Origin of the sequence: Streptomyces sp. NPDC002130 (genome assembly GCF_040296465.1) — a bacterium.
Lineage (GTDB): Bacteria > Actinomycetota > Actinomycetes > Streptomycetales > Streptomycetaceae > Streptomyces.
In genome coordinates this window covers 1-2381 of record NZ_JBEOXI010000567.1, presented here as the reverse complement: position 1 = coordinate 2381, position 2381 = coordinate 1, and the positions used below count along the sequence as shown (strand labels likewise).

Here is a 2381-nt window from a genome sequence, read left to right as displayed (position 1 = left end):
CAGTAGAACTTCGACGGTTACCGATCATTGAACGCACCCCTGGCTGGTTGAGAGACAGGCGGCGTTCGCCGGTCTCGGATCAGAAACTGTGTTCTGCGGCCGGGAAAGCGCCAGTGCGAACTTCTGATGCATAGGCTGCGGCTGCGGAACGCAGTTCGTCACCGACGTTACCGAAACGCTTGACGAACTTGGCTGTCTTACCACTCGTGTAACCCGCCATGTCCTGCCAGACGAGTACCTGAGCGTCGCATTCGGAACCGGCCCCGATGCCGACGGTGGGGATGGTGAGTTTGCGGCTGACCTGGCCCGCGATCTCGGCCGGAACCATTTCCATGACGACGGAGAACGCCCCGGCTTCCTGGACTGCAATGGCGTCCGCCACAAGCTGCTCGGCCGCGTCGCCGCGACCCTCCTCGTTCAAGGCCGCCGCAATCGAGGTGCTCGCGGGCGACGTCGATACCGCGGTGGTTCGCTGGGTCCATTCTTCCGAGGTGTACGAGATGGGTGGGCTGCTGTCCGGGGGTGAGGTTCTTCTGACCACGGGCCTCGGTCTGCACGGGCGATCTCCCGAGCAGCTCACCGCCTACATCGACCAGCTGGCGGACGCAGGATGCGTCGCGCTCGCGATGGAAGTCGGTCGCTCGTTCCTCACGGCCCCTCCCGAACTCGTCGAAGCATCGCGCCGACGCGGGCTCGCGTTCTTGGCCCTGCACGCGGTAGTGCCCTTCGAGCGGATGGTCGAAGACTTTCACGACCTGATGCTCCGCCGCACTCTCGGGTCGGCGCAAGCGGGCGAGCCTGTCTGGCAAGAACTTCTGAGTCTCGTGGTCGCAGGCCAGGGCATGACCGCGCTGCTCGACAAGGTGTCACGACTCGCGGGGTGCGCCGTCGATCTTCTCGACGCGGATGGCAGAACCGTCGAGCGCAGCACAACCGGAGCAGAGCGATCCGAGACCGAGCGCACGATCCACGACGTACGCGGCCCGACGAACTCGCTCGGTCGACTTGTCCTGTGCGGGCGCGCAACCACACGTCGAACCGCCGTCGCAAACTGCGCCGCCGTCGCCGTGGCTCTGGAACTCGGACGTCACGGCGATGTCGGCCCACGACAGTCACTCGCGCAATCGGTGATCACCGACGTGGTGGGCGGTGTGCTCACATCACACGGCGACTTGTCCGAGCGACTGACAGCGGCCGGGTGGACGCCGTTGTCGGAGGGGCACCATGTCCTCGTCGCCGCTGTCGACGTCGATCGGCAAACGCCGGTTCGAGAGCTCGCTGACCAAGTACGCGACGCCGTGCGGGCCGTGCTCGGTTCCTGCGTCGTCGGGACTGCGGCCAATCACGTCATCGTGCTCGCGCACGGGTGGGCGTCCGCATCCCCGGCACGAGTTCGGGCCACCTTCACCGAAGCCGACGAGCTGCTACGCCGCGGGCCGGGCGGTTCCGCAGTACGCACGCTCGGAGTTGCGACGCCGGCCGAGGATCTGTCCGGCGTCGGGGCGGCGGTCGCGCAAGCTCGCGAGGTCGTCCAGATCGCGCGGCGCTTCGGCACCCGGACCGGCGTGATCCTCGCGAGGGACGTCGGCGTCCAACGACTCCTCGCCGCCGGCACGACGCCCGCTTCCCTGTCCTCGTTCGTCACGGAGCAACTCGGTTCGCTGATCGCCTACGACACAGCACATTCCGCCGATCTCGTCCGAACGCTCGACGCGTACCTCGCACATCGGGGCGGCAAGGCGAGAACCGCGGATTTCCTCGGCATTCGGCGTCAGTCGCTTTATGCACGGCTCACGCGTATCGAGAAGCTGATGGGCGTTTCCCTCGACGATCCGGCACAGGTGGTGTGTCTCGGGCTTGCGCTGACCGCATGGCGCATGCGCACCGGCCTTGATCCACAAGCAGCGTTCGAGCGTCTCCCCGGGTAAGCAACCGAGATTCTGCGATGATGGACGTATGACCGGAGCAGCGGAGTTGATGATCGAGATCCCTGCCGGCGAGGTGCACCTTCGGGACGACCGCAAAGGCACTGCATGGACCTCGAAAGTCGAATCCTTCCGCCTCGCACGCCATCTCACCACCAGGGCACTGATTCACGGAAATTCGTCGGGCGATTCGAGCAAACCCGCGGTCGACCTTTCGTGGAAAGACGTCATCGCAACCTGCAACTCGCTGTCAGTCGCGGACGGCCTGACACCCGCATATCAAGACGTCGACACCGATTCTCCGCGGTGGGACCGAGCGGCAACTGGCTACCGGCTCGCCACCGAGGCCGAGTGGCAGTACGCGTGCAAAGCCGGCACCTCCGGCTACCGCTACGGCGAGATCTCGACTCCTCGGACGCCTGGCAGGAGGGCTGCGCCAACACCCGCCTGATCGCG

General features: G+C 65.9%; 3 protein-coding genes. 2 read left to right on the top strand and 1 reads right to left on the bottom strand.

Annotated elements, in window-relative coordinates; translation table 11 throughout:
- Nucleotides 1-79: 79 nt before the first annotated feature.
- The gene (locus ABT116_RS42865; RefSeq protein WP_502984042.1) at nt 80-433 is read right to left on the bottom strand and encodes a 3-methyl-2-oxobutanoate hydroxymethyltransferase; all 354 of its coding nucleotides are present in this window, start codon (nt 431-433) and stop codon (nt 80-82) included.
- Here ABT116_RS42865 and ABT116_RS42860 point away from each other — a divergent pair.
- Complete coding sequence (locus ABT116_RS42860; RefSeq protein WP_351646139.1) at nt 333-1928, top strand: PucR family transcriptional regulator; 1596 nt, start codon at nt 333-335, stop codon at nt 1926-1928. The two genes, ABT116_RS42865 and ABT116_RS42860, sit on opposite strands and share 101 nt — an antisense overlap.
- Nucleotides 1929-1956: 28 nt before the next feature.
- Entirely contained in the window at nt 1957-2376 is a 420-nt protein-coding gene (locus ABT116_RS42855; protein WP_351646137.1) for an SUMF1/EgtB/PvdO family nonheme iron enzyme, read from the top strand.
- The last annotated feature ends 5 nt before the right edge of the window (nt 2377-2381 follow it).

Bases quoted from the DNA above. Each gene is read 5' to 3' on its own strand.
- ABT116_RS42855 (WP_351646137.1), top strand. From the start codon at position 1,957: ATGACCGGAGCAGCGGAGTTGATGATCGAGATCCCTGCCGGCGAGGTG.
- ABT116_RS42860 (WP_351646139.1), top strand. From the start codon at position 333: ATGACGACGGAGAACGCCCCGGCTTCCTGGACTGCAATGGCGTCCGCC.